Annotated in this window: 15 protein-coding genes; 10 read left to right on the forward strand and 5 right to left on the reverse strand. The window is 72.9% G+C overall.

Annotation, left to right across the window (positions count from 1 at the left end; genetic code table 11):
* Window positions 1-32 precede the first annotated feature (32 nt).
* The 4 genes from SACTE_RS34685 to SACTE_RS26930 form a co-directional block, all read right to left on the reverse strand.
* On the reverse strand, window positions 33-209 hold the full coding sequence (locus SACTE_RS34685) for a hypothetical protein (RefSeq protein ID WP_014049175.1): 177 nt from the start codon (window positions 207-209) through the stop codon (window positions 33-35).
* Window positions 210-333: 124 nt separating this feature from the next.
* Window positions 334-759: a DUF3291 domain-containing protein gene (locus SACTE_RS26920; RefSeq protein ID WP_014049176.1), complete on the reverse strand. Its 426-nt coding sequence runs from the start codon at window positions 757-759 to the stop codon at window positions 334-336.
* Between the two features lie 224 nt (window positions 760-983).
* On the reverse strand, window positions 984-2,537 hold the full coding sequence (locus SACTE_RS26925) for a peptidoglycan-binding protein (protein ID WP_014049177.1): 1,554 nt from the start codon (window positions 2,535-2,537) through the stop codon (window positions 984-986).
* Window positions 2,538-2,718: 181 nt separating this feature from the next.
* On the reverse strand, window positions 2,719-3,450 hold the full coding sequence (locus SACTE_RS26930) for a nitroreductase family protein (RefSeq protein ID WP_014049178.1): 732 nt from the start codon (window positions 3,448-3,450) through the stop codon (window positions 2,719-2,721).
* 330 nt (window positions 3,451-3,780) lie between these two features.
* Between SACTE_RS26930 and SACTE_RS26935 the strand changes: the two genes are divergently transcribed.
* The 3 genes from SACTE_RS26935 to SACTE_RS26945 are packed head-to-tail and all read left to right on the forward strand — an operon-like array spanning window position 3,781 to window position 6,196.
* Window positions 3,781-4,014, forward strand: a complete 234-nt coding sequence (locus SACTE_RS26935; protein ID WP_014049179.1) for an acyl carrier protein — start codon at window positions 3,781-3,783, stop codon at window positions 4,012-4,014.
* Complete coding sequence (locus tag SACTE_RS26940) at window positions 4,011-5,276, forward strand: beta-ketoacyl-[acyl-carrier-protein] synthase family protein (protein WP_014049180.1); 1,266 nt, start codon at window positions 4,011-4,013, stop codon at window positions 5,274-5,276. The genes SACTE_RS26935 and SACTE_RS26940 overlap by 4 nt, the downstream gene beginning before the upstream one ends.
* A gap of 17 nt (window positions 5,277-5,293) precedes the next feature.
* The gene (locus SACTE_RS26945; RefSeq protein WP_014049181.1) at window positions 5,294-6,196 is read left to right on the forward strand and encodes an alpha/beta hydrolase; all 903 of its coding nucleotides are present in this window, start codon (window positions 5,294-5,296) and stop codon (window positions 6,194-6,196) included.
* Between the two features lie 45 nt (window positions 6,197-6,241).
* Here SACTE_RS26945 and SACTE_RS26950 read toward each other — a convergent pair whose 3' ends face one another.
* Window positions 6,242-8,632: an endonuclease/exonuclease/phosphatase family protein gene (locus SACTE_RS26950; protein ID WP_014049182.1), complete on the reverse strand. Its 2,391-nt coding sequence runs from the start codon at window positions 8,630-8,632 to the stop codon at window positions 6,242-6,244.
* 562 nt (window positions 8,633-9,194) lie between these two features.
* On the opposite strand from SACTE_RS26950, the gene SACTE_RS26955 reads away from it, so the two are divergent.
* The 7 genes from SACTE_RS26955 to SACTE_RS26985 all read left to right on the forward strand — a co-directional run bounded on the left by SACTE_RS26955 (window position 9,195) and on the right by SACTE_RS26985 (window position 19,206).
* Window positions 9,195-10,448, forward strand: coding sequence for an ROK family transcriptional regulator (locus SACTE_RS26955; protein ID WP_014049183.1), 1,254 nt, complete (start codon window positions 9,195-9,197; stop codon window positions 10,446-10,448).
* A 331-nt stretch (window positions 10,449-10,779) separates the two neighbouring features.
* A complete protein-coding gene (locus SACTE_RS26960; protein ID WP_026359090.1) occupies window positions 10,780-11,325 on the forward strand; it encodes a flavin reductase family protein in 546 nt (181 codons plus the stop codon).
* Between the two features lie 14 nt (window positions 11,326-11,339).
* Window positions 11,340-12,404, forward strand: a complete 1,065-nt coding sequence (locus SACTE_RS26965; RefSeq protein WP_014049185.1) for an ABC transporter substrate-binding protein — start codon at window positions 11,340-11,342, stop codon at window positions 12,402-12,404.
* Window positions 12,401-13,300, forward strand: a complete 900-nt coding sequence (locus SACTE_RS26970) for an ABC transporter permease (RefSeq protein ID WP_014049186.1) — start codon at window positions 12,401-12,403, stop codon at window positions 13,298-13,300. Before SACTE_RS26965 ends, SACTE_RS26970 begins: the two co-directional genes overlap by 4 nt.
* Entirely contained in the window at window positions 13,276-14,022 is a 747-nt protein-coding gene (locus SACTE_RS26975; RefSeq protein ID WP_014049187.1) for an ABC transporter ATP-binding protein, read from the forward strand. The genes SACTE_RS26970 and SACTE_RS26975 overlap by 25 nt, the downstream gene beginning before the upstream one ends.
* 31 nt (window positions 14,023-14,053) lie before the next feature.
* The gene (locus SACTE_RS26980) at window positions 14,054-15,433 is read left to right on the forward strand and encodes an LLM class flavin-dependent oxidoreductase (RefSeq protein ID WP_014049188.1); all 1,380 of its coding nucleotides are present in this window, start codon (window positions 14,054-14,056) and stop codon (window positions 15,431-15,433) included.
* A complete protein-coding gene (locus SACTE_RS26985) occupies window positions 15,430-19,206 on the forward strand; it encodes an ABC transporter ATP-binding protein (protein WP_014049189.1) in 3,777 nt (1,258 codons plus the stop codon). The genes SACTE_RS26980 and SACTE_RS26985 overlap by 4 nt, the downstream gene beginning before the upstream one ends.
* Window positions 19,207-19,273: the final 67 nt, after the last annotated feature.

Raw genomic sequence — 19,273 nt, forward strand, 5'->3', positions numbered from 1 at the left:
CCGACGGGGCGTGACGGCCTCGCCCCCGCCGCTCAGCCCTGGCCGCGTCGCCTCCTGGCCATGCGCTCCTTCTCCTTGCGCCGCCGCACCGTGTACCGCGACCAGTCCCCCCGGTGCCGGTCGCACCGGGAGGCCCCCACCATCGCCAGCCGCGCGCAGCGGGTGCCCTTCAGGGTCGGTGCTCCGCACTTCGGCTGTGTACGCCCCATGACCTGCCGCCCCCTTCTCGCCGCCCGGCCGAGCGCCCGGCGGGACCTCAAGGATCGACCGGCCCCGGCGCCCGCCGGAAGGCGTACCGGGGGCCGGGCGGTGCGCTCCGGAGCGCACGGGCGGTCAGGCCGGCGCCTTCCCCGGGGCGGCTTCCTCGGCCCGCCGCCGCTCCTCGACGCGTCGCTTCGCCTCGTCCCAGTCGATCGGCAGACCGGCGGCCGGGGCCTCCCAGAACGTGAACGTGGAGGTCCGCATCGTCGGCTTCAGCCCGGTCATGAGGGACCGGTGGGGCTCGGTCCGGGCGAAGGCGTGGAGCGCTTCCCGGCTCTCCCACGCGGAGAGCGTGTAGAACTCGCGCTTCAGCGGCCGGGCGATGAGCGAGGCGCCGAAGACGCCCGGGGCGGACCGCACCTGCTTCCACGCCACCAGGGACTTCACGAAGAAGCGGGGGACGTCGCGGAGCGAACGCACCTCGAAGCGCGAGGCCATGACGACGGTGGTGCCTTCGGCGGGAGCGGGGTGCGGGGTCACCCACGGCAGAGTCGGCATCGCGGGGCTCACCTTCCTTCCGGGGTGGTGGCATGTCGGATAGTGGAGCTATCCATTGCCAGCTTAGAGAGTGTCACTCTGCAAGCGCTACCGGAATACGCGAGCGGTGGGCGGCACCTGCCCTCCGAACACCCTTTTCCGTAAGGCGAGTTACCCGCAGCACCCGCCGAACGCGCGAAGCGGCGCGCACCCCGGCGGGGGTGCGCGCCGCTCCTGGAGAGGTGTCAGCGGCCGGACTGCAGGGCCGCCCAGGTGTCCGGGCCCACATGGCCGTCCACCGTCAGCCCGCGCGCCTTCTGGTAACCGCGCACCGCCGTGTCCGTCGCCGGGCCGAACGTGCCGTCGACCGCCAGGGTCGCGCCCAGGGCGGCTGTCAGGGCGCGCTGGAGCCGCTTCACCGCGTCGCCCGAAGCGCCCTGGGAGAGCTGCGGGGTGGTCCCGGCGGAGAGCAGGGCCGTCCAGGTCCTCGCCCCGACCGTGCCGTCCGCGGGGAGCCCGCGGGTGGTCTGGAAGGCCTGGACGGCGCTCTTCGTGGCCGTCCCGAAGAGGCCGTCCACGGCCCCCGGCTCGTACCCCTGGTCGTGGAGCAGCTGCTGCACCGCCTTGACCTGGGCGCCCGCCGATCCCGTCTTCTGGGTCGCGTAGGAGTCGAAGCTCAGGTCGTCGGTCTCGCTGCCGGATCCGCCGCCTGCGACGAGCTGCATGTAGTAGGTCCAGTTCCAGTTGGCCCCCGGGTCGGTGTGGTCGTTCCCCGGGGCCTCGCTGTGCCCGATGATGTGCGACCGGTCCTTCGGGATGCCGTACCGGTTGCACAGGTGGGCGGTCAGGGCGGCCGACGACCGGTACATCGGGTCGGTGAACCACGACGGGTCGTCGATGTAGCCCTCGTGCTCGATGCCCAGCGACGAGGCGTTGGCGCTCTTGGCGTGGTACGCGGTGTCCTTGTCGCGCACCATCTGGGTGACCTCACCGTCCGAGGAGCGCACCACGTAGTGCGAGCTGACCTTGGACGCCGAGTTCTGGAACCAGCTGATGGTGCCGGCGTACGAGCCCTGCATGACGTGGATGATCACCTTGTCCACCGACGCGGAGCGGCCCGTCGCGTAGTTGCCCGAGGCGGCGGCGACCCACTTGGCCGGAGGGTAGTCGGGGCTCTGTGCGGCGGTCTCCGCCGACGCCAGTGCGCCCTTCTCCGGAGCGACCGGGCGGGAGGCCACGGCGATCCGCTCGCCGCCCGCCACCGTCGCGCGCAGCCCCTGGGCGAGGAAGGTGTACACGGTGTCCGCGTAGAGCGCGGCGACGGTGCCCTCCGCTCCGCTGTAGCGGGCGACTGCCGGGTACCAGGCGTCGATGTCGTCGCGCTCGTCGCCGTCCAGCCCGAGCTCGTCGGCGTGGCTGCGCAGGACGGCGGCGCCGCCCAGGATGTTGGCCTCGGTGTCCTGCCGCAGCTCGGCCCGGCTCTCGCCGGTCAGCTGGGCGGCCTTCTCCAGGGAGTGGTTCACGGGGTTGCTGACCAGGTGCATCACGCCGTAGCCGCCCGCCTGGCTGGGGCGCCCGGAGTGTCCGTCCAGGTGGGTCTCGCCGTACCCGACGGCGGCGAGCAGGTCGCGCGGCACGTCGTAGCGCGCGGCGGCCCGGGCGAAGGCCCGGTTCATCGGATCGGGGGTGCCGCCCGGGGCGGCGGGAGCGGGGGAGGCGGTGGCGACCAGGGCCGATACGGTGAAAGCGGCCAGAACGGCCGAACGTCTTGCGGTGTGGCCGGCGGGACGTCGGGGCATACCTGCTCCAGGTTCGTGGGGGAGGAGAGGGCCCCCGGACCCGGTGGGGGTGGGCCGAGGGCCGGTGAGCCCGCACAGGCTATCGACGTGATTCAGGCATGACAACGACGTCTCCGCGTGTCCAACTCCCCTTCACCCGAACGGAGTTGGCGGGGCGGCCGGGGTCGCCGTCCTGGTACGGCTACCAGTGGTTCCGGTGGACGACGTCCGCGACCGGGCGGCGCCGGACCGGCCCGAAGTTCCCCTGCGGCCACCCCACCGGAACGGCCGCGAAGGTGTGCGTGTCCGCCGGGATGCCCAGGGCCTCCTTCCACTCCCGCTCCAGCATCAGGTGCCAGATGGTGATGTTGGCCGCGAGCCCCAGCGCCCGCGCCGCGAGCAGCAGGTTCTGGACTCCCGGATAGACGCAGGAGCCCTCCGCGAGGGCCTGGAAGCGCGTCCCGGTGTTCGCCATGTGCTCCAGGCCCGCCGGACCGAGCGCCTCGGCGTACACACCGAGTCCCTCCTCGTCGAACCGGGGCTCCGGGAACCGGTAGCAGGGGATGACCAGGGCCGGGGTGTCCGCGAAGTGGTCGCGCTGGTATTCGATCGCCGCCACCATCCGGCCGTACGCGGCGTCGTCCATGCCGTCCGGGGCGTGCCTGCCGGTCGTCGCCAGATAGGCGTCCACGCACCGCTTCCACAGCGGGGCCAGCCGCGCCATCACCTCGCGGTCGGTGACCACCACGTACTCGTAACACTGCATGTTGCCGCCACTGGGACCCCACACGGCGGCCTGTATGAGCCGGTCGAGGGTCTCGTCCGGCACGGCGTCCGGCTTGAGGCGGCGCATGGCTCGCATGGTGGCCATGGTGGGGAAGAGGGCGGGCCCGCCGAGGGCGGACGCGTCGGCCTGAACCGTTTCGAAGGTCATGATCGCGGAGTGTACGGGCCAAGGTCCGTCCCGGGGAGTCCAATTGGCGTATGACCCGGGCACATGCCGATCGTGGCCGTCCGTCGCCGGACGGCCACGGGGTACACCCCGCTCGGACGGGCGTTCCGGCGCGCCGCCGGCCGCTCCGACGCGCCGGATTCGCACGCCTGGTCGGCCGCCCCTCCTCCCGGGGGAACGGAGGGCGGCAACCCGGCCGTGAAGGCGTATAAAGGGTGCCTCCGGAGCAGCCGGCGCCCCCGACGGCCCCCGCCCCCACCCCCACCCCCACGCGGCCGGCGTCACCGCGTACGAGAGCTCAGGAGCGTCCGCATGAGTACCTCGGAAGAGATCAACGCCTTGCTCGTCACCAGGTTCGGTACGGACCCCGGGGCCATCCGGCCCGAAGTGCCGCTGCGCCAACTCCGTCTGGACTCGCTCGCCCTGGAGGAGCTCCGGCTGCTCATCGAGGACCGGATGGACGTCGACCTGGAGGACGTGGTCCTGAGCTCGCGCGACACCCTCGGCCAGCTCGTCGCCGCGGTCCGCAGCAAGGCCGGCGCGTGACGCCCCCGGGGCCCGGCGCGCACCGTCCGGGAGCCGCGCCGTTCGCCGCCGCGGTCACCGGCATCGGTCTGGTCACCGCGGCCGGCACGGGAGCCGACGCCGCCTGGCGCGGGGCCTGCGGCACCGGTGCCGCCCCCTCGGTCCACCACCTGGACGAACTCGCCGGTCTGCCCTGCGACTTCATGTACACGGTGACCGACACCGACCCCAGGGGCGTCCTCGGGGTCGGCGCCCTGCGGCTCATGGACCGCTTCTCGCAGCTCGCCGTGATCGCCGCCCGGGAGGCCGTCGCCGACGCCGGGCTCGACCCGACGGTCTGGGACAGCGGCCGGGTCGCCGTCGTCATCGGCTCCGCCCACGGCGGCCTGCCCTTCTACGACGAACAGCACACCACGCTCGCCGAGCGCGGGGCGCGGCGCGTCTCCCCCAAGCTCGCCCCGCTGACCGTCGTCAACGGCGCCGCCAGCAGCGTCGCCATGGACCTGGGCGTGCACGGCCCGAGCCTGGCCGTCTCCACGGCCTGCTCCTCGGGCACCGTCGCGATCGGCACCGCCCACCAGATGCTGCGGGCCGGCGCCTGCGACGTCGTCGTCGCGGGCGGCGCCGAATCGGTCCGCTCCCGGCTGCTGATCGCCAGCGCCTGCCAGATGCGGGCCGTCTCCACCCGCCGCGACGACCCCCTGGCCGCCTGCCGGCCCTTCGACACCCACCGGGACGGCTTCGTCGTCGGTGAGGGTGCCGGCCTCCTCGTGCTGGAACGCCCGGAGCACGCCCGCGCCCGAGGCGCCACCGTCCGCGCCCACGTCGCCGGCTACGGGGCCTCCAGCGACGCGTACTCGGCCGTCGCCCCCGATCCGGGCGGTCTGGGCATCGAACGGGCGCTGCGCACCGCCCTGGCCGACGCGGGCGTCGGCGCCGCGGAGGTCGGCCACGTCAACGCGCACGGCACCTCGACCGTCGCCAACGACCTCATCGAGGCGACCATGCTCCGCCGGGTCCTGGGGGAGCACCCCCTCGTCACCTCCACCAAGGCGATGACCGGGCACACCCTCGGCGCCGCCGGTGGCATCGAGACCGCCCTGACGGTCCTCGCGCTCCGGCACCAGCTCGTCCCGCCCACCGGCAACCTCGACGCACCGGACCCCGCGATCCCCGTCGACGTGGTGAGCAAGGAGGCCCGGCGCGGTGCGTTCGACTGCGCCGTCAAGACGTCGCTGGGCTTCGGCGGACACAACGCGGCGCTCGTGCTCACCCGGGCCTGAGGGAGGTGACGAGCCCCATGACCCAGGAGATCATCCGGTCGCTGACCGTCCACGGACTGCGCTACGGCTACCGTGTCCTGCCCCGCGACGAGCGGGCCGCGGGGACCGTGACCGACCCCGTCCTCGTGCTCGGGGGTGCGTTGCAGGGCATGTTCGGCTGGCCGCAGATGGACGAGCACCTGGGCCCGGTGGCCGACGTGGTCACCGCGGACCTGCCCGGCATGGGCACGGCCGACCCGCTGCCGCCGGGCGCCGCCGCCGAGGTCCTGCGCGACGCGGTCACGGGGATCGTCGACGACCTCGGCGCCCCCCGGGTCAATCTGTTCGGCTTCTCCTACGGTGCCGCCATCGCCTTCGGCTGGGCCCGGCACGCCCCCGGGCGCGTCGCCCGCCTCGCGCTGGGAGGCGTCCCCGTACACATCGGCCCGGACCAGCGCGAGCACTGGCAACGGGCGCGGCGGCGGCTCGCCGAGGGGGACCAGGAAGGGTTCGCGGCGCTCGCCGCCGACGGGCTGATGTGCCTGGACCCGGACAAGCCCGTGCACCGCAGGGAGCTGGCCCGGCGCTATGTGCGCCGCTCCTTCCTGCACGCGGTCCGGAGCGGCTCCGCGCACGCCACCGACTCGCTGCACCGGGCGCTGGCGGACCGGCCGGAGTTCTCCGGCGGGCTGACCGGCGTACCGGCGCTGGTCTTCACGGGCGAGCACGACACGGTGACCTCGCCCGAGCGGCAGCGGGAGTTCGCCGCGACGATCGAGGGCAGCCGCTTCCTCACGCTCCCGGAGTCCGACCACTGGGTCGTCCTGGAGCGGTCCGACGAGGTCGCCGCCCTCGTCACCCGCTTCTTCACCGAGCCGCCGCCTGCCCCGGCACACCTCCCGAGGCAGGCGGGGGAACCGGAACCCTCCGGCCGCGTCTGAGACGGAGGTACGGGGGCGGGCCCGGCCGGGCCCGCCCCCGCCGGCTCACCTGATCCGCACGATCTGCGGGTCGTGGTCGCTCGCCTGGTCGGCGAACTCCGCGTTGATGTGCACCACGTCGTAGTCCAGCCTGCGGATGCCGGGGCTCGTCAGGATGTGGTCCAGCGTCTGCGAGTTGCCGTCGTACACATAGCTGTACTGCTCGCCCCGGGGGAGCGTCGTGATCAGCGGCTTCAGCACCCGGCCCCGGGTCAGCGCGTCCATCGCCGGGGAGAACGCGAAGTCGTTCAGATCCCCCAGCGTGACGACACGCGCCGACCTGTCCGCCTTGAGCAGCGAGGTGACGAAGGTGTTGACCTCGGCCGCCTGCCGCACCCGCTGGGTCTCGGAGCCGCGCTCCGGCTCCTGGTAGCGGCCGTGCAGGGGCTGGTCGCCGCCCTTGGACGCGAAGTGGTTGCCGATCACGAACACCGGCTCGCCACGGAAGCGGAACTCGCCGACCAGCGGCTTGCGGCTGGAGTCCCAGGCCGTGCTCGTCGGGTTGATCCGGCCGGGCGAGACGGAGAGCGTGGCGCCCTTGCGCGTCTTCACGGCCTCGACCGCGGTGGTGGCGTCGCCGCCCGCGCGGTCCACGAAGGAGACCCGCCCGGGGTTGAAGAGGAAGACGTTGCGGATGTTGCCACCGGGCTCGCCGCCGTCCTTGTTGTTCTCCGGGGCGACGTAGCGCCAGGAGTACCGGGGGCCGCCGGCCGCGACGATCGCGTCGGTGAACCGCTTCAGCGTGGCCTCGGAACCCACCGTGCCGTCGTTCACCGCGCCGTTGTCGTCCTGGATCTCTTCCAGCGACACGACGTCGGGGGAGGAGAGGTTCACCGCGACGCCCGAGGCCAGCGTGTCGAACTTGGCCTGGTCGTCGAGGGCGTCCAGGTTCTCGACGTTGTACGTGGCGACCGCGAGCTCGTCACGCCTCTGCTTCCGCGTCACCTCGCGCCGCAGCCCGTTGTCGACGTGGCGGCCGAGTCGCGTCGCCTGGACGTTGTACCCGCCGTACGAGGCGTAGTCCAGGACACCGGTGGTGGTGCCGGCCAGCTCGTCGCCGACGTCCGCCGTCGGCACGGGCTGAGCGGGGTCCAGCGACATCACCTTGAGGCGGCCGGTGTTCTGGTCCTCGTAGGACCGGTACAGCGTGCCGCCGCGCCGGGTGGGGTTCTCCTTCGGCTTGACGGTGACCCAGACCTCGTCGTACGCGGTCGTCGCCCCGGTCACCCGGGTGTCGGACATCGTGACCCGGACGCCCTCCAGCGACTCGTACAGGTCCAGGGCGTACCGCTTCGGCTCCAGCGGCAACGCGTCGATCGAACCGCCGCCCGCCGTCGGCACATAGGCGTCCGGCACCGAGCGCGCGTTCAGGACGACCGGCGCGGGCAGGGTGTTGCCGGAGGACAGCACCGTGGTCAGCGGGGCGGTGAGCTGGGTGAGCGACTGGGTGGTGGTGGACGGGTAGTACTCGGCCACCTTCCCGCTGACCAGCACCGCGTCCCCGACGGCCACGGTGGGCACGGCGGAGCCGGTGTAGACGAACAGGCCCTCGCTGGTGCGGGGATCTGCGTCCGGCACGGTGTCCTGGATCCAGAATCCGCGCGAACCGGTGGTGCGTACGCCGGTGACGACGCCCGGGACCCCGGTCACCGACTGCCCGGCGAGGGGGGAGACGCGGGTGGTGCCCTGGATGTCGTGGATCCGTACCGCACCGGGCTCGGTCGGGCCCTCGGGCTCGCCCGGACCGGAGCCGCCGGAGGTCTCGCCGGCCGCGTTGACGGGCGTCGGGGTGCCCGCCGTCAGATCGGCGGCGTTGTCGTCGGTGTCCGCGAGGGAGGTGCCGCGGGCCACGGAGGCGGCGGCCGAGGCCCCGGTCGCGGGACCGCTGCCCTCCCGTACGACGGCCGAGCCGTAGCCCACGAGGTCGACGATCCTGGTGTCGGCAGCGCAGTCCGCGGCCGTCCTGCAGGTCAGCGGAGCGGTGCCGGAGACCAGCGCCACGGTGCCGCTCGCGGCGGCCATCGCCGTGGTGCCGGTGGCGTCGGCGGCGGGCAGGTCCACGGTTCCGCCGGTCCCCGCGGACTGGGCCACCAGGTAGTGGCCACCGGGCGCGACGGCGCCGGACAGCGCCGTGACCTGCCACAGGGAGCCGGCCGACGGAGCACCCGGAAGGTACTGGACGCTGAGACCGGACAGCGCGAACGGCTCCGACGAGGCGTTGGCCAGCTCGATGAAGTCGCGGGTGAGCGTCGCCCCGGAGTTGCCTCCGCCGCCGTACACCTCGGAGATCACGGCGGACGAGGACGGGGCCGCGAAGGCGGCGGGCAGCGCGGTCACCGACAGGGTCACGGCGACGGCACCCGCCAGCAGGGCGGAGCCAGGTCTGGCAATGTGCACGGGAACAGCCCCCAAGAAGGTAGTGAGGGGGCAAAAACTATGCGCGTAGACCTGGGGTGACAAGGCATCACGAGGTTAAATCCTGGCAACACCCCGGCATCGAGGGGCAGTAGAGCACGGTGGAGGTGAACAGGCCCCGGTCCGCGCCCCCTCGCCGGACGGCGTACGCGGGCGACGACACAGCGGCGCCACACCCGGGCAACACGCCCTCCACACACCGCAACACCAGGGCAACGGTCACTCCCGGACGGGCGTCCACCATGCGGTCGGACGTTTGACCGGCTCCCGGCGCCCCGGCTACCTTGCCCGCCATGCAGCGATCCGCACACCTGACGACGCGAGGTCACGTCGACCTGAAGCGCGTGTGCTCCGCGGCGTGTCACCGGGACTGAACGCCCGAGTCCGCGCGCCCTTCCGGAGTGCCCCTTCCCCGGCCCCGCGCGTGGCACCCGTCACGGCCCGCGCGACTCCGGCCGGCCCGATGGCCGCCGGGTCCCGTCAGAAGACCCCTCCCAGGGGCCTTCCCCCACGCCCGCTGCCATCGAGGACCTGGAAGACACCTGTGACAAGTCTGCCTGCGCCCGCTCGCCGCTCCCGGCCCCCGCGGCGCTCCGAGATCCCCCCGGCCGGACCCGGCCGCCGTGTCTCCGGTACGGGTTCCGTCCTGGGCGCGATCCTCGACCACGGCCCGGTGGCCCGCTCCACCGTCGCCCGGCTCACCGGCCTCTCTCCCGCCTCGGTGACCGGACATGTGGGGCAGCTCCTCTCCCGCGGCCTGGTCCGGGAGAGCGCCGAGACGACCGGGCCCCGCGGGCTCGGACGCCCCCACGTCCCCGTGGAGATCGACACCGCCCGCTTCCTTGTGGCCGGCGCCCACATCGCGGTCGCGCACTCGACGGTATCGCTGATGGACCTGCGCGGCCGGGTCGTGGCGGAGGAGCGCAAGCCGCACCGGGACACCGACCCGCGGCGCGTCCTCGACGACCTCGCCGCCCGGCTGCCCCGGCTGACGGCCGCCCACGCGGCCGGACGGCAGGTGCTGGCCCTCGGTGTCGCCACCGGCCACCGCGTGGACACCGCCGCCGGGGTGGTCGTGGACCATCCGCACCTGGGCTGGTGTGCCGTGCCCGTACGCGAGATCCTCACCGCCGCCACCGGCCTTCCCGTCCATGTCGACAGCCACTCCCGGGCCTTGGCACGGGCGGAGCAGATGTTCGGCGAGGTGTCGACCCGGGCCAGCACGGTGCTGCTCTTCGTCGGCGCGGTCGTGGACGCGGCCTTCGCCACCTCGGGGGAGCTCCACCGGGGGCCGCGCTCCGGCGCGGGCAGCGTGGCCCATCTGCCCCTGGGGGCCGGGGGATCGGGCGACGCCGAGTCCTGCGGCTGCGGGCGGACCGGCTGCCTGCAGTCGGAGGTGTCGGAGCGGGCGATGATCCGCCGGGCCGCCGAACAGAGCCTGTACGTAGGGACGTTCCAGGAGCTGCTGGACCACGCCCTGGCCGGCGAGCCGCGCGCCGTGGACCTCTTCCGCCGCCGTGCCCGGCTGGTGGGAAGGGCGGCGGCGCTGCTCCTGGACATGTTCGACCCGGAGTGCCTGGTGGTCGTCGAGCCCGGGGCGGGCCGGCTGCCCGAATGCCTCGCCGACCTCCGGGAGGAGGTCGGCATGCGGTCCTCCGTCTGCGACGACCCCGAACGCGCGGTCGTCCCCAGCAGCTTCACCGGGTCGGTGCTGGCGACCGCGGGCGGCGCGGTCGCGCTGGGCGCGCTCTACACCGATCCGCTGGGCCCGTGGCCGGCGCTGCCCGCGGTGTCCTGAACCCTTTTCGGGCCTGCACGGAAGCCGACTTAATTCAGAGCGTTGCATTGTTGACCGGTCTCGACGACGGACAGGACAATGGATTCATGACCGGCCGACAGCGGAATTCAGTGAAGGTGCCCCGTGCGGCACGCTCCTGCCGCACGGCTGCGCAGGTGAGCATCCTCGCCCGACGTGCCTGTTGTCGCCCCTGTCCGGGCAACCGATAAATCTCGTCCCTTCTTCTCGGGCGGTCCGCACCTCGTGCGTGTTCACCTTCCGCCTGAGTGTGCGCGCCCATTCCCGTGTGCGCGCCCCGCCCTTTTCCGTCCCTACCGACCGGGGAGAGACGTTGACTGTCACCGTGTCCTCGCACGCCTCCGTGGAATCACCCACCCGCACCGCTCACGGTATTTCCCCGGAACGATTCAAGCAGGCCTTCCGCAGGTATCCGGCGGGTGTCGTCGTCGTCACCGCCGACGCCGGCCCGGGGCCGGTGGGCTTCACCGCCACCTCGCTCACCTCGCTCTCCCTGGACCCGCCGCTGGTCTCCTTCGGCATCGGGACGTCCACCTCGTCCTGGCCGCACATCGAGCGGGCCCGCACCGCCGTGGTGAACTTCCTCGGAGCCGAACAGCAGTCGCTGGCGACCACGTTCGCCACCAGCGGCATCGACCGGTTCGCCGCGCCGACCCGGTGGAGCCGGCTGCCGGGCGGCGAGCCCGTGCTCGGCGGGGTGGCCGGCTGGCTGCGGCTCGTCGTCCAGAGCATCGTCCCGGCGGGCGACCACCGCATCGTCGTCGCCCGGGTCGAGGAGTCCTGGCTCGACGAAGGGCGCAGCCCGCTGCTCTTCCACGACGGCTCTTATCATTCCCTCCGCCCCGCGCGCGACCAGTGACCAGGAATTCATCCATGACACGCCATGACGACCGGCCGGCCCTGGCCCGGAGATCATTCCTCGCCCTCGCGGGAGGCGCTGTATTCGGCCTCGCCGCCTGCTCCCCGCAGACGAAATCCGTGGCCGCCCCGGAACCCGCGGGCGCCTTGCCCACCGGAGATCCGCCCCCCGGGACCCGGCTGACCGTCGCCGTCCGTACGGCGCGGCTCCAACTGAAACCGGCCGGGCTGGAAAAAGAACTCCCCTTCACCGTCACTGAATGGCCGAATCTTTCGGCGGGACCCGACATCATCCAGGGTTTCCGTGCGAAATCCATCGACCTGGCCACCAATGCGGGCATCCCGCCGATCCAGGCCGAGGCCATCGGGGTGCGGGCGAAAATCGTCGGGGTCCAGGTGCGCAGGTACCCGCTCTACACGTTCGCGACGGCTCCCGGATCGTCCGTGACGAGGGCCGAGGACTTCCGGGGGAAGAAGATCGGCTTCTCCCAGGGGCAGGCCCAGGGCGTCGTCGTCCTGCGCGCGCTCAAGGAAGCGGGGCTGAAGAACTCCGACGTCGAGCTGGTCGCCCTGCCCAGCACCCAGTTCCTCACCGCCCTGCAGTCCGAACAGGTCGACGTGGCGCCGCTGGGTGAGCCGACCCTGACCAAGTACCTCGACCAGTACGCCAAGGACGGCGCCCGCGGGGTGAGGACGAAGGTCGTCGATCTGCTGACCGTGCTCTGGGCGCCGAACGAGGTCCTCAACGACCCGGCGAAGGCCGCGGCCGTCCGCAGCTTCATACCGCTGTGGGCGCGGGGCCAGGTGTGGGCCTGGGAGAACCCCGACGAGTGGATCGACACCTACTACGTCAAGGACCAGGGCGTCTCGAAGGAGGACGGCAGGCGCATCGTCGAATCCCTGCACAAACCGCAGTTCCCGGTGAGCTGGGACGAGGCCGTCGCCTGGGAGCAGGAGACCGCCGACCTGATGGCCGAGGGCGGCTTCGTACCGGAGCAGAAGGTCGCCCACCTGTTCGACCGCCGCTTTGAAGGGCTGGCGGCCGAGGCCGTCGCCGCCGAGTACCGGGAGGGGTCATGACCGATCTGCTGGCGAAAGCGCACACGGCCGGAGCACGGACGGAACAGGGGCGCCGGGCCGGACCGGACGCCACCAATAAGACCCGGCCCGACGGCTCGGCCCCGGTCGCCCGGGGCACCCGGCGGCGGCTCGGCCCCGGCAGGGCACTGCCCTTCGGACGGCTGATCGGCCCCGTGCTGCTCGTCGCCGTGTGGTGGGCCGCGTCCGCCTCCGGTCATCTCGACCCCCGCATCCTGTCCTCGCCCGGCACCGTGCTCTCCACCGCGGCCGACCTGCTCTCCACCGGGCGCCTCCAGGACAACGTCCTGATCTCCCTCCAGCGCGCCGGGCTCGGCCTGTTCTTCGGGGTGACGGCCGGGGTGGTCCTGGCCGTCGCCGCCGGGCTGAGCCGCAGTGGGGAGTACCTCCTGGACGGTCCGCTCCAGATCAAGCGGGCGATCCCGTCCCTGGCCATGCTCCCGCTGCTGATCCTCTGGCTCGGCATAGGCGAGCAGATGAAGGTCACCGTGATCGCGCTCGGCGTCGCGGTGAACATGTACATCAACACGTACGCCTCGCTGACCGGCATCGACAGCAGGTACGTGGAGCTCGCCGAAGGGCTCGACCTGGGCCGCGCGCAGTTCATCCGCAAGGTCGTCGTCCCCGGTTCGCTGCCCGGCTTCTTCGTCGGCCTGCGCCTCGGTGTCACCTCGTCCTGGCTCGGCCTCATCGTGGTCGAGCAGATCAACGCCACCAGTGGCATCGGCTACATGATGTTCCAGGCCCAGCAGTACGCCCAGTCCGACGTGATCATCGTGGGGCTGGTGGCCTACGGGATCTTCGGCTTCGCCTCCGACGCGGCGGTACGGGCCATCGAGAGGAAGGTCCTGTCATGGCGACGCACACTGGCCGGCTGACCGATGCCCGCCCCGCGATCCGCACCGTCGGGCTGGTACGGAGGTTCGGCGACCGGGACGTCCTGAAGAAGCTCGACCTGACCGTGGCCCAAGGGGAGTTCACCGCGCTGCTCGGCCGCAGCGGGTCCGGCAAGTCCACCCTGCTGCGGGCCGTCGCCCGCCTGGACCACACGGTCGAAGGGTCCGGCGAGCTCTCCGTACCCGACCGGGTCTCGCTCTCCTTCCAGGACTCCCGGCTGCTGCCGTGGCTGCGGGTGCTCGACAACGTCGTGCTCGGACTGCGCGGCCCCGGAGCCCGTGAGCGGGGCCTGACCGCACTGGCCGAGGTCGGACTGGAGGGCCGTGACCGCTCCTGGCCCCACGAGCTGTCCGGCGGTGAGCAGCAGCGCGCCGCCCTGGCCCGCGCCCTCGTACGCGACCCCGAACTCCTGCTGGCCGACGAGCCGTTCGGCGCACTGGACGCGCTGACCCGGCTCAAGATGCACGGCCTGCTCCGCGAGCTCTACGAACGCCACCGCCCCGCGGTCCTGCTCGTCACCCACGACGTCGACGAGGCCGTGGAACTGGCCGACCGGGTGCTCGTCCTGGAGGACGGCCTCATCTCCGTGGACCTGAGGATCGATCTGCCCTCCCCGCGCTCCCGCCGCGAACCGCGCTTCCAGGAGTACCGCGACACCCTGCTCGCCGCCCTCGGCGTGGCACAGCCCCGGCTCTCGCACTGATCTTCCGAGCTCTTCCGAGGAGAAGACACCCATGCCCCGCAAGCAGCTCCACCTGAACGCCTTCCTGATGTCCACCGGTCACCACGAGGCCTCCTGGAGGCTTCCCGAGAGCGACGCCGGGGCCGACTCGGACCTGGAGCACTACAAGAACCTGGCCCGCATCGCCGAACGCGGCCGTCTCGACTCCCTCTTCCTCGCCGACAGCCCGGTCCTGATGGGCGACCCCGGCCGGCGCCCCGCCGCCAAGCTGGAACCCACCGTGCTGCTCACCGCGCTGGCCGGCGCCACCGAGCGCATCGGCCTGATCGGCACCGCGTCCACCAGCTACAACGAGCCCTACAACCTGGCCCGCCGGTTCGCCTCGCTGGACCACGTCTCCGGCGGCCGGGCCGGCTGGAACATCGTCACCACCGCGGGCGCCGACGCGGCCCGCAACTTCGGCCTCGACGACACCCCGCTGCACCACGACCGCTACCGGCGCGCCGCCGAGTTCCTCGAGGTGTCCACGAAGCTCTGGGACAGCTGGGCGGACGACGCGGTCGTGGCCGACAAGGAGGCGGGGGTCCACGCACGGGCCGACCGGGTGCGTGCCATCGGCCATACCGGGGAGTTCTTCCGGGTGGACGGGCCGCTGAACGTCCAACGGTCGCCGCAGGGGTACCCGTTGTTGGTGCAGGCCGGATCCAGCGAGGACGGCAAGGACTTCGCGGCCCGTTACGCGGAGGCGGTGTTCACCGCGCAGCAGACCCTGGAGGAGGCCGTCGCCTTCCACAAGGACGTCAAGCAGCGAGCCGAGGCGCTGGGCCGCGACCCCGAAGGCATCAAGATCCTGCCCGGCATCGTCCCGGTCATCGGCGACACCGAGGCCGAGGCGCTGGCCCTGGACGCCGAACTGGACCGGCTCATCGTCCCCGAGTACGCCAAGCGCCAGCTGGCCCGGACACTCAAGCGCGACCCCTCCGAGCTGCACCTGGACCAGGAACTCCCCGACGACCTGCCCGACGAGGACGAGATCGAGGGGGCCAAGAGCCGCTACACCCTGATCGTCGAGCTCGCCAGGCGCGAGAAGCTGACCGTACGTCAGCTCATCGGGCGGCTCGGCGGCGGGCGCGGTCACCGCACCTTCGCGGGCACCGCCGAGCAGGTCGCCGACACCATCGAGCACTGGTACGACAGCGGCGCGGCCGACGGCTTCAACATCATGCCCGCCGTGCTCCCCTCCGGACTGGAGGTCTTCGTGGACCGGGTCGTGCCGATCCTCCAGGCCCGAGGGCTCTTCCGGACCGAGTACACCGGCACCACCCTGCGTGAGCACTACGGACTGCCGCGCCCCGCCAACCGGCTGTTCGACACCGTCGGCACCGGCGAGGGGCACCTCGGCATCGGCCTCGCCCCGGCGGAGGCCCGGTGACCGGCTGTTCCGGCACCGGGAGCGGCGAGCCGGGCGGACCGGCCGCCGCGCCCCCGCCGCCCGGCTGGGCGCGGCGACTGCTCGGGTACTGCCTGCGCCACCGTACCGATCTGCTGTGCGCGTTCGGAGCCGCCCTGGTCGCCGCCGTCGCCACCGCCACCCTGCCCCTCGTCCTCCGTCACGTCGTGGACGGGGTGGCGGAGGGGTCCGCAGGACCGCTCCTGCCCTGGATCGCCCTCCTCGCCGGTCTCGGAGCCGTCCGCTTCGGGGCGAGCTTCACCCGCCGCTACCGCTCCGGCCGGCTCTCCCTCGGCGTGCAGTACGACCTCCGTAACGACGCGTTCGCGGCCCTGCTGCGGCTCGGCGGCGCCCAGCAGGACGATCTGCGCACCGGACAGGTGGTCAGCCGGTCCATCTCCGACATCACCCTGATACAGACCCTGCTGCAGTTCCTGCCCAACCTCACGGGCAACGCCCTGATGTTCCTCGTCTCGCTGGTCTTCATGGCGGTGCTCTCACCGCTGCTGACCGTGGTCGCCCTGGTCGTCGGACCGCTGCTCTACCTCATCGCGCTACGCAGCCGCCGCGACCTCTTCCCCGCCAACTGGCACGCCCAGCAGGAGGCCGCCGAGGTGGCCTCGGCCGTGGAGGCGACCGTCACCGGGGTCCGCGTGGTGAAGGGCTTCGGCCAGGAGACCCGTGAGCTCAGCGGCATCGAGGACCGGGCCCGCACCCTGTTCGCCTCCCGGCTGCGGGCCGTCCGCTTCACCAGCCGCTACAACCCGGCGCTCCAGGCCGTGCCCGCCCTCGGCCAGGTCGCCGTCCTCGCCCTCGGCGGCTGGATGGCGCTGCACGGGCGGATCTCGCTGGGCACCTTCCTCGCCTTCACCACCTATCTGGGCTCCTTCGTCACCCCCGTACGGCAGGTGGCGACCCTGCTCACCGTCTGGCAGCAGGCACGCGCGGGCGCCGAACGCGTCCTGGAGGTCATCGACGAGGCGCCGTTGATCACCGACGCCCCCGGAGCCCGCGATCTCCCCGATCACCCGCCCGCCCTCTCCTGGCAGGACGTCACCTTCGGCTACGGGGACGGCGAACCGCTCCTGGACGGCTTCAGCCTGGACGTGGCACCGGGCGAGACCGTCGCCCTCGTCGGTCCGGCCGGATCCGGCAAGTCCACCGCCGCGGCCCTGCTGCCCCGCTTCTACGACGTACCGTCAGGATCCGTACGGGTCGGCGGCACCGACGTACGCGCGCTGACCACTGCCTCCCTGCGCTCCCGCATCGGTTTCGTCTTCGAGGAGAGCCTGCTGCTCTCCGACACCGTGCGCGCCAACATCGCGTACGGCGTCCCGGACGCCACCGACGAGCAGATCCGCCGGGCCGCCCGTACCGCCCGCGCCGACGAGTTCATCGAACGGCTTCCCCTCGGCTACGACACCGTGGTGGGCGAGCAGGGGCTCACCCTCTCCGGAGGGCAGCGCCAGCGCCTCGCCCTGGCCCGCGCCCTGGTGGGCGACCCGGCCGTCCTCGTCCTGGACGACGCCACCTCGGCCATCGACGCCCGGGTCGAGGCGGAGATCCACGCCGCGCTGCACGACACCACCCGCCGCCGCACCACCCTGGTCGTCGCGCACCGCAGATCCACGCTGGAGCTCGCCGACCGGATCGCCGTACTGGACGGGGGACGGGTCGCCGACACCGGCACCCTGGACGAACTCCGTTCCCGCTCCCCCCTGTTCCGGACCCTGCTCTCGGCCGCCGACGGTCCGCAGGACAGGGTGGAGCCGCCCGCGGCGGCGCCGGCCGGCGGGGTCACCGCCCATCTGTGGAAGCGCGCCGAGAACGCCGACACCGAGACCGAGGAGGGCACCGCCGTGCGCGCCGCCCAGTCCCTCGCCGAGGCGGCGGCCACCTCCGGCCCGGGCCGGGGCGGGCCCGGCGGCGGGGTGCTCGGCTCCGCCCCGGCGAGCGCCGAACTGATGGCGGGCCTCGCCCGGATGCCCCTGCCCGCGGCGGACCCGGAGGTCTCCACCGGGCAGGCGGTCGCCGCCGACCCGGACTTCCACCTCGGCAGCCTGCTGCGGCCGTTGCGGCTGCCCCTGCTGGCGGGCCTGCTGCTGGTCGCCCTGGACGCCGGTGCGCAGATCGCGGTCCCCGTCCTCGTACGGCACGGAGTGGACCACGGTGTGGCCCGGCAGGCGGGCGGGGTGCTGTTCGCCGCAGCCGCGGCGGCCGCCGTCGTGGTCGCCGTGAACTGGCTGATCGGCGTCGCCCAGGTGCGGACGACCGGACGCACCGGCGAACGGCTCCTCTACACCCTGCGGGTGAAGACCTTCGCGCAGCTCCAGCGCCTGGGGCTCGACTACTACGAGCGGGAACCCGCCGGCCGGATCATGACCCGCATGACCACCGATGTGGACGCCCTGTCCAACTTCCTGCAGACCGGGCTGATCACCGCGGTGGTGAGCCTGCTGACCGTCCTCGGCGTCCTCGTCGCGCTCCTCCTCATCGACGCGCACCTGGCCGTCGTCCTGTTCGTGGCACTGCCGGTGCTGATCGGCGCGACCGCCCTGTTCCGGCACCATTCCGTCCCCGCCTACCGGGAGGCCCGGGAGCGCGTCAGCGCCGTCAACGCCTGCCTCCAGGAGAACGTCACCGCCATCCGCGTCACCCAGGCGTTCCGCCGGGAGGAGCGCAACGCCCGCGACTTCGCCGAGCTCGCCTGGTCCTTCCGCACCTCACGGCTGCGCGCCCAGCGCTACATGGGCACCTTCTTCCCGTTCGTGGAATTCCTCGGCACCCTGTCCGGAGCCGCGGTGCTCGTCGTCGGCGCGGGCCAGGTCCGGGCGGGCGAGCTGAGCGCGGGCACCCTCATCGCCTTCCTCCTCTACGTCGAACTGTTCTTCTCACCGATCCAGCAGCTCTCCCAGGTGTTCGACGGCTACCAGCAGGCCGTCATCGGCCTCGGGCGGCTCCGCTCGCTGATGCGGACCCCGGCCGGCACCCCGCCCGCCGACGATCCCCGTCCCGTCGGCGCACTGCGCGGAGAGGTCGAGTTCGACGAGGTCTCCTTCGGCTACGCGGGCGGCGGCGGACAGGAGGTGCTGCACGGTCTGTCGCTGCGCGTCGCCCCCGGCGAGACCGTCGCCCTGGTCGGTGCCACCGGGGCGGGCAAGTCGACCGTCGTCAAGCTCCTGGCCCGGTTCCACGACCCGACCGCCGGTACGGTCCGGGTCGACGGCCAGGACCTGCGCGACCTCGACCTGACCGGATACCGCCGCAGGCTGGGACTCGTACCGCAGGAGGCCCACCTCTTCAGCGGCACCGTCCGGGACGCCATCGCCTACGGGCGCCCCGACGCCACCGACGCCGAGGTCGAGGCGGCGGCCCGGGCCGTCGGAGCGCACGAGATGATCGCCGGCCTGCGGCTCGGCTACCTCCAGCCGGTGGGGGAGCGGGGCAGGGGACTGTCCGCCGGGCAGCGCCAGCTCCTCGCCCTGGCCCGCGCCGAGCTCGTCGACCCGGACCTCCTGCTCCTCGACGAGGCCACCGCCTCGCTGGACCTGGCGACCGAACGCCGGGTCGCCGCCGCCACGGACGCGCTGTCCCGGCGGCGTACGACCGTGGTCGTGGCCCACCGGCTGACGACCGCCGCCCGCGCCGACCGCGTCGTCGTCCTGGACGCCGGAACCGTGGTCGAGACGGGCACGCACACCTCACTGCTGGCCGCGCGAGGCACCTACCACCGTCTGTGGGAGGCCTTCCGGTAGACCGGGAGCCCCGCCGTGGCGGACGGCCCCACCACCCACCCCACCACCGACGCACTCGTCAAGGAGA

The organism is Streptomyces sp. SirexAA-E, assembly GCF_000177195.2.
GTDB classification, from domain to species: Bacteria; Actinomycetota; Actinomycetes; order Streptomycetales; family Streptomycetaceae; genus Streptomyces; species Streptomyces flavovirens.

Coding starts and splice junctions, on each gene's coding strand:
- SACTE_RS34685 (WP_014049175.1), bottom strand. CDS start 209: ATGGGGCGTACACAGCCGAAGTGCGGAGCACCGACCCTGAAGGGCACC.
- SACTE_RS26920 (WP_014049176.1), bottom strand. CDS start 759: ATGCCGACTCTGCCGTGGGTGACCCCGCACCCCGCTCCCGCCGAAGGC.
- SACTE_RS26925 (WP_014049177.1), bottom strand. CDS start 2,537: ATGCCCCGACGTCCCGCCGGCCACACCGCAAGACGTTCGGCCGTTCTG.
- SACTE_RS26930 (WP_014049178.1), bottom strand. CDS start 3,450: ATGACCTTCGAAACGGTTCAGGCCGACGCGTCCGCCCTCGGCGGGCCC.
- SACTE_RS26935 (WP_014049179.1), top strand. CDS start 3,781: ATGAGTACCTCGGAAGAGATCAACGCCTTGCTCGTCACCAGGTTCGGT.
- SACTE_RS26945 (WP_014049181.1), top strand. CDS start 5,294: ATGACCCAGGAGATCATCCGGTCGCTGACCGTCCACGGACTGCGCTAC.
- SACTE_RS26965 (WP_014049185.1), top strand. CDS start 11,340: ATGACACGCCATGACGACCGGCCGGCCCTGGCCCGGAGATCATTCCTC.
- SACTE_RS26970 (WP_014049186.1), top strand. CDS start 12,401: ATGACCGATCTGCTGGCGAAAGCGCACACGGCCGGAGCACGGACGGAA.
- SACTE_RS26975 (WP_014049187.1), top strand. CDS start 13,276: ATGGCGACGCACACTGGCCGGCTGACCGATGCCCGCCCCGCGATCCGC.
- SACTE_RS26980 (WP_014049188.1), top strand. CDS start 14,054: ATGCCCCGCAAGCAGCTCCACCTGAACGCCTTCCTGATGTCCACCGGT.